Source organism: Sphingomonas silueang (genome assembly GCF_040049155.1).
Lineage (GTDB): Bacteria > Pseudomonadota > Alphaproteobacteria > Sphingomonadales > Sphingomonadaceae > Sphingomonas > Sphingomonas silueang.
Genome location: NZ_JBDZDK010000065.1, coordinates 1 through 7,241 on the forward strand (window position 1 = coordinate 1; position 7,241 = coordinate 7,241).

The following is a 7,241-nucleotide window of genomic DNA, read 5'->3' on the forward strand; positions in this document are numbered from 1 at the left end:
CAGCATCCCGATCTCGCCGCCTGACACACCGCCAAGCGAACAGCCTAGACCACCGGGATGAGGGGTCCTTTTTCAACGCCGATCACCCCGCTACCGGGGTCCCTTTTCCACGCCGATCCACATGCTAATTGCGGGCGTTCCGATCCAGCTGGTCGCCTTCTTTCTCGAGCTTGTCCTTGCGAGCCTTAATGAGCTTCTCAGTGCCGATCACCATGGCTTCCCCGAACGGATTGATCACCGCGCCGATCGCCAGCCCATCGGGATCGAGTTCGAGCAGAAAGGGGTCGGCGAACGCGATGATTGCCTCCAGGCGAGCCCAGCGCCCAAGATGATCGGCTTCACCAAGCTCGCCGATCAGTTGCCGGGCGTGGTCATCGCTGCGTTGCCGCGCTTGTGCTGCAAGCGCGGCATCCGCGACCTCAGGGACCGAATCGTCGAGCAGAGTGGCGAGCGTGACCCGAGCGGTATCTTCGCGCAGCCAGCCCAGCAGCTCGGCAGCCGCGATTTTGACGTCGCTCGAATTGCCACGCGCGTACAGGCCTAGTTGCTCGAGCAGCTTCGCGCGGTCGGCATGCCGCCGCAGCGCTCGAGCGATTATCCAACGCGCGCGATGACGCTCTTCGTTCATGTAGCGAGTCAGCAGGCCCGATATCGACTGGCCGCCGCCAAGACTCAGGAGCTGACGCGCGCCGCTTGCCGACCCCGACCGCGCGAAATGATAGCGCGCCAATGCAAGGGCTTCGTTCCGGTCGAAGGTAACGACCCGCTCGATAATATTCGCCGCGCTGTCACCGGGGAGCCGCTGCGCCGTATAGGCAAGTTCCACCAGTTCATCGTTCGTCATAGCGCCCCGCTCATGAAGACGCGCTGCGAGCAAACCGGTCGGGTAGATGCTGTGACGCCTGTCGATGAACAATTTGAGACGGCTAAGCCCCGGGCCATCAGTGGTTTCATGCGCGCTCAGCGCATAGGCCGCCCTGAGCGTCGTCTGGTCGGCAACCGGCGAAGGTTCGGCGGCGAAGCGTGCTACGACCTCGGCCCGGGCTCCGCTGTCCCCGTGTTCGGCCAGATACGGCAGGACCGCCTCGCGTGCCTTCGGATCGGGCAGGTCGAGCATCCGGCGCAGCTGTGGCAACATGGCCGGCGCATAGCAGGAGAGATGGCTGGCGATGCGCACGACCGTCAGTGCCGAGGGGTCATCGTCGGGGCATCGCGACAGCGTGTCGGCGAGCAGTTTGACAGCATCGGGCGGGGGCGCCATGGCGAGCGCGCACGTCGCGCCGATGCGCACCGCGCTCTCGGGGCTTTGCAGGTCAGCCCGGATCCTGGTTTCAACGGCAGGATCAAGCGGCCCGAGCGAGGCGCGGATATCGAGCGCATCATTATAGGCCGACGCCGTCGCGGCCACGAGTTCATAAAGCGGCCCGTCGAACCGCTGGACCGCGAGCGCCACCATCAGGTCGTACGTCTCGCGATCGTGTCGCTCGGCACGGCCGACCGCGGCGCGCAAGCCCTCCGCTGCCGGTGCCCCTTCGGGCAGACGCAGTGCCGCCTCATACCCATCCTCGCGCGCGAACACGGTGTCGCGCTCGATCGCATCGGCGACGAACGCCCCATAGTCTTCGCCCCCGATCCGCAGCAGCAGATGCTCGAGATGATCGCCGGTCTGGTCGACCGACAGGCTTGCCCGGCACTCGCGATCGCGGGCGAGCGCGATCAACGACGATTCCAGCGCGCCGCCGCGACAGGCGCGCAATGCCTCCAGCAGGTCCGAGCGGCGGGTGCGCGACAAAAATTCGACAACCTGTCCTTCGCGGCGATCCGGCGTCACACCATCGACGATTGCGGTCAATCGTGTATCGAGGCCATCGATCACAGCCTGGAACGACGCGCGGTCAATGAGGTCCGCATCATGCCAGTAGCTGTGGACCAGTTCGCTGACACCCTCCCAATCCGTGCCATGACGCTGCAACAGCCTTTGCTGTGCCGCCTCGCCGCCGCGACGGACCAACCATTCAAGTGAAAACCAGCCGCGCCTCAGCGTTTCTTCAGGCAAGGTCGCGATCTGCTCTGACGCCCGTTCCGGCGCTACACGCAGCAAGGCGTCGAAGCGCCGCGTCGGTTCGAGCCATTCCGCCCCATCGCTTTCCGCCTCGAGCCGGTTGGCTTCGTCGCGGTCGCCGAACCTGCCGATCGCCCGGGCAAGAACGGTGCGCCCGGCCGGGATGCGGGTCAGGAAATCACCCTTGCGCCGCCGCCAGATGTCGGCCGCGATGCTATGCTCGACGCGCAGAAGCAGTTCGAGCAGTATCTGCGCCGACAGCGCGTCGCTGGTCGCGTCGACCTTGGTCTCGAGCCAGTCGGGGCGGGTCCGAGCGGTGCGTTCAAACGCCTTGCCGCTCGACTGCGCCCGATCATAAAGATCATGCCGGTCGTGGACATCCATATCTTCGGTGGCGGCCGCTGACGCCTGGCGACGCTCGAGATGCAACGTCCACAAGCGTTCGATCGCCTGCGGCACGTCCAGCAGTGCGGCGGCGGCAAGACCCATACGCACCCCATGCGCATCGCTCTCAAGCAACCTTGCCACCATCGGTCGTGCCATTGTCGGCGAGCGTTGACCGATAGCGGCGATCGCCCGCGCGGCATGGATCGCGCGCGGGCGATGTTCGGTATCGGGCGTCATCGCTATCCGCTCGAGCGTCGGCAGGATGCCCGGGCCGAGTCCGGCGAGGTCCTCCTCGATGAACGGGCCTTCGTTGATGCGATAGTCCGGCGCGTCGAGAATGCCGGCGACGATCTCCTGCAATATCGACGCATCGAGCGACGCCGTGCCGATCCACAACAGGTCGAGCAGCACATAGTTCATGCGGTAGGTCAGCACCGATGCGATGTTGCCCAGCATCCTGAACCGCCCGATCAACTCGACGACCTCGGCGGCGGTGCGGCGGTTGCGCCTCAAATCCGCCACCAGCGCCCGCGCTGCTGCCCAGTTGAGCAGGCGATCATGGCTGAACCCGATGCCGTCAGGCCCGGCACGCAACACGCCGGTCGCGACCAGCCGCGCGCGCGCGGGCGCGCCAAGCCCGGCCTCCAGCGCATCCTGTGCTTCCCAGGGATAATGCGCGACCGGCACGAGCAAGCGACGGGTCGCTTCCTCGAGCGCGGCGACATCGTCCTGCGCGTCCGCCATGCCGCGCTGGTCATAGGTTGCGTGGCGCCAGAACCCGTCGATCAGTTCATACTCATTGTTCGGGCGCCAGCCCGGCTCGAACCGCCTGCGGTAGAGTTCAGCGAAGATCGGGGTACACAAAAGTTCGGCGACATCGTCGGGCAGGTCCCGCGCATCCTGGCCATGATGTTCGAGAAACCGGCGCAGCTGCGCCCGTGTGAATGGCTGGACCTGCTGAACCGCGGGCGGGCGCGGGCGTGCGCTCAGTTCATCGGCGAGCTGGGTGGGCGCGGTCACCGCGACGCGAATGCCATAGACTTTCCAGTCAGCGGCATGGAGTTCGGCCAGCATCGCCCGGTCCTGGATGTCGTCGATCCCGACGGTTAGCCAGATACCGTCGGCATCGACCTCGCCTGTGCCGAGCCGCCGTTGCAGCGTCGGCAGGTCGACCGGCTGATCGAAGCCCGATAGCCAGACGCGCTCGATGATCGCGCGCCGCACCTGGTCGAGATCGGATGCCTGGGCGATCAGGATCGCCGGGCGCCCCGCAGATCGCTCGGCCTGAAGCAGGGCCGCCAGCCGCCAGCTTTTGCCAAGGCCGCTATTGCCGGCAAAAATGAGCAGACCGCCCCCAGATACGCGCGGTGGCTCGCGAACGTCGGCGGCAGCGTCATAGCCGAGCCCCTCGAGATCGCGTGTCAGCCGCTCAGCGAGCAGTCCCGGCAGGCGCGCACGGTGCAGCAGGCGCTGGACAGGCAAACCGGCGTCGCCGAGCAGCGTCGCGGCGGTGGTGCTGCCGCCATTTTGCGCGAGCGTCGCCATGCGGCTCAGCAACTCGTGGCGCTTGCCGGTGACGTCCTCCGCATGGTCGACGACCTGCAAAAGGATTGCGTCGATGCGCCGTGCGAGCTCAGCTTCGGTCAGATTGCCCTCGGCTTCGAACCCCGCCAGGAGCCGCCAGAAGAGCTCCGGATCATCGACCCTGGCGCGCTTCATCAGCGCTTCGAAGAAGCCGCGTTCGGACAGCCACCGACCATAATAGAAGGCGCGGCGGTCGCCGTCGTCGAGTGCCGCTATCACATCCTGGGGCAAGGGCCGCCCCTTGATGCGCCCGGCGAGGTCGAGCAGCGTCCCGCAATTGAGGCCGCCGTCGGTCACCAGGCGGAACCGCGTCGGTGTATCGTCATCGAGCCGTACCGCCTTGGCGAGATCGGGCAGGACGTCGCCCGCGATATCGCCCGGCGTCCATGCCTCGCCGGTGGTGCGGATCTTGACCTGTTCGACCAGCCGTCCGCCTGGCGTCGTCACGTCATGATCGCCGCCCTGATCGGGTTCGAGCACCATGGTCACGGACACGAGCCGCGAACCCTCTTGCCGGCCGTCGCCGATCACGAGGCGTAAGCCGCGATCGAGCCCGACCAGCATCTGCAGGACCAGCCCGGTGACGCAATATTGGCCGCCTGTTCGCGCGTCGTCGCTCATATCGCTTCAAAGGGCTCCAGTGGCGGCCTGGGCGGCGGCATTGGCCCGCAGGGCAATCTCGTCACACCGGGACATCAGCGCATCGAAATCAGGCGCGTCTGCGAGGATAAGACCATCGGCGAGCATACTGCCATAATCCTCGGCAAGTGCCGCGCGCGCTTCGCCTTCGGGTACCAGCGCCAGCGCGCCGTCCACGGCGGCCGAGTAATCGATCACCGCGCCGGTCTCGTCCTTCTCGACGAAGAACAGCTGCTTGTGGTGCGCGACGTCTTGCGCCAACGCGCGGTCGGCGATGGCCTCGCCTGCGATGCCGGCCTCGTCCAGGCGGACGATATCATACCAGTGCCGCGCGAAGCGGTCGCCGCCCCGGAACCGCCCCTGACGGCAGAAGACATGGATGGCGGACGCCTTCTCCCAGAAGGTCCGCGTCGCGAGCATGACGCGTGGTGTCGCAGTGGGAAAGGCGAGGTTCGCAAGATAGGGTGCGGCGTCGCATGCGATCGACCGGCGCTCGGCTGGCTCGCCGGTCGCCCGAGCACCGAACTCGAGCAGCACGCGGGGAAGCACATAGCCAGTGCCGGCGGTGAGCGCGCCATAGGCGATGATCAGGCTACCATTTCCGGGAAGCTCAACCTTTGCATCAAGCGTGTCGGCCGCGATTGCGGCTTCGAATACAGGAGCGACATGGTCGGCGATCCAGCTGTCGAGCCGTGCGCGGATCTCCTTGGTCCACGCCTTTTGCTGGCTGTTGTTCTCCGGCCAGCCGCTTTTCGTCCTCGCGATCAGATCGGGCGCGATCTCGCGAATGTCGTAGGTTAGGTCGATATCCTCGGAAAAACGGTCGATCACGCCATAGACCTTGGACAATGAAGTCCCGCCCTTGAACACCAGATGCGCGTCGAACGGCGAGCTCGCGATTACGCCAAGCGCCCAGACCACCATCACGTCCTTTTCCAGGAGATGGGCAGGGCGGCCGCTTTCGCTCGCGGCGAGCGACAATGCCGCCGTCCGGTCTTCCGTCGACAGGGCGAGGAACGCCTCGCTCACGCCGCCAGCTCGCTCACCTGGCGTGCCATCCATTCAGGCAGGCGGATTCGCGCTCGCGCGACTTCCTCGATCGCTGACCGTTGGGCCTTGAGCTTTAGCAGCGGCGACAGCTCACAGGCCCGTTCCGGACCGAGCCAGGCAAGCGCCCGGACGATCTCTCCGCCGGGCCTGCCTGCGAGCGTCAGCTGCCAGGACGGCACATGCTGGAGTTCGACCTTGAGCTTGCCCAGCGTGAGCGTGCGGCTGCGGCCCGAGGTCAGATAGATGCTGCGTGTCGGCACTTGGGTGGTGAGACCAAGCGCATTGGCCGCGGCAGCGCCGTGCGACGCCACGGTTTCTCCGCGCGCTTCGGCCAACGCCTCTACCAGCTTTTCTGTCTCCGGTGCGCGCGTGCCGAACCGGCTTTCAATCGGACGGACATAGAGGCCACGCCCGATGCGCAGCAGCGCGCCCGTCCTCGCCAGGCGGGACAGGGCTTGATCGACGCCGGCGCGGCTGCCCAGACCCAGCAGCTGCTTGGCATAGAGCGGCTCGCCTTCGGGGAGCGTGCGGGCGAGGTGCATGATCTGTTCGGCGAGCGGTTCGCTGGTCATACGAAATCTCCTGTCAGAAATATAAGTGAGTTTCTGACAAAAAACAATGAACGCTGTCAAACATCGCTCGGAAGTGCGCAAACCCCCTTTGGGAATTCCCCCGTGAGGACGTAAAGACGTGACGAGGACATCGAGCACAGGGGAAACCGTGTGAGGACTGTGCACTAGATGACCAAGCGGCGGTTTTCCGCAGGATAAGCGAGCAACCGCCGCACGAGCTAGCCGACTGGGCTATCAGCTTGGCCAGCGTGCATTCAACTCAACCAGCGAGTTTGCTGGAAATCGTGCTATCAGAGGGTCTGATTCCGGGACTCGGTCGGCGACTTTGGCGCTGATCGGCGTATGATACGCACCATAGTCGACGCCGGTCCCCCTCCACCAGGGACCATCGTGCCGAGACTCGCGGGCCGGGTGTCCAAAGCCCGGCCCCGGCCGCCGACAGGAGACGATTGATGACAACCTCACCGCAAGCCCGCAAGGCCATCGCCGACAGCGAAAATGCATTGCGCGACACCCTCTGGCCCGACGCCGCCGAACGGCTCTGGGCACATAAGACGAGCGGCGGGTTCGTGACCACGCCCAAGACGATGCCCTACATCTGCCGCATCCTCGACGAGATGTCGAAGGACCATCCGCTCGCGTCCACCTATGAGGCGCTCTGGTCCTATACCTGGGGCAACAATGCGTTCCTGCGCTTCAACAAGCCCGACGATGTGACCTTCGCGGCCGGGTTCAGCGGTCAGCGCGGCCGGCGCACGCTGTTCGAGCGAGTGCGGCGGCTCCAGCTGCTCGGATTCATCGAAACCCAGCCCAACGGCAATGAGTCTAGGGTCTGTGGGGATTCATCGTGAGTTGATGACGGCGCCGACGAGGTGGATCATGGCTTCGAAGCTGCGGTCGGTTTTGCAGGCTCGCATGGCGATGCGCTTGAACTCCTTGAGCTTGCA

Annotated in this window: 4 protein-coding genes; 1 reads left to right on the forward strand and 3 read right to left on the reverse strand. The window is 65.5% G+C overall.

The features are described 5' to 3' along the window. Nucleotides 1-124 precede the first annotated feature (124 nt). The 3 genes from ABLE43_RS22885 to ABLE43_RS22895 are packed head-to-tail and all read right to left on the reverse strand — an operon-like array spanning nucleotide 125 to nucleotide 6,294. Nucleotides 125-4,654, reverse strand: a complete 4,530-nt coding sequence (locus ABLE43_RS22885; protein WP_348980257.1) for a hypothetical protein — start codon at nucleotides 4,652-4,654, stop codon at nucleotides 125-127. A gap of 6 nt (nucleotides 4,655-4,660) precedes the next feature. After that, on the reverse strand, nucleotides 4,661-5,701 hold the full coding sequence (locus tag ABLE43_RS22890; RefSeq protein WP_348980258.1) for a nucleotidyl transferase AbiEii/AbiGii toxin family protein: 1,041 nt from the start codon (nucleotides 5,699-5,701) through the stop codon (nucleotides 4,661-4,663). Beyond that, entirely contained in the window at nucleotides 5,698-6,294 is a 597-nt protein-coding gene (locus tag ABLE43_RS22895; protein WP_348980259.1) for a DUF6088 family protein, read from the reverse strand. The genes ABLE43_RS22890 and ABLE43_RS22895 overlap by 4 nt, the downstream gene beginning before the upstream one ends. 452 nt (nucleotides 6,295-6,746) lie before the next feature. On the opposite strand from ABLE43_RS22895, the gene ABLE43_RS22900 reads away from it, so the two are divergent. Continuing rightward, nucleotides 6,747-7,145 (forward strand): hypothetical protein, encoded by a 399-nt coding sequence (locus ABLE43_RS22900; RefSeq protein ID WP_348980260.1) that lies wholly within the window; start codon nucleotides 6,747-6,749, stop codon nucleotides 7,143-7,145. Nucleotides 7,146-7,241: the final 96 nt, after the last annotated feature.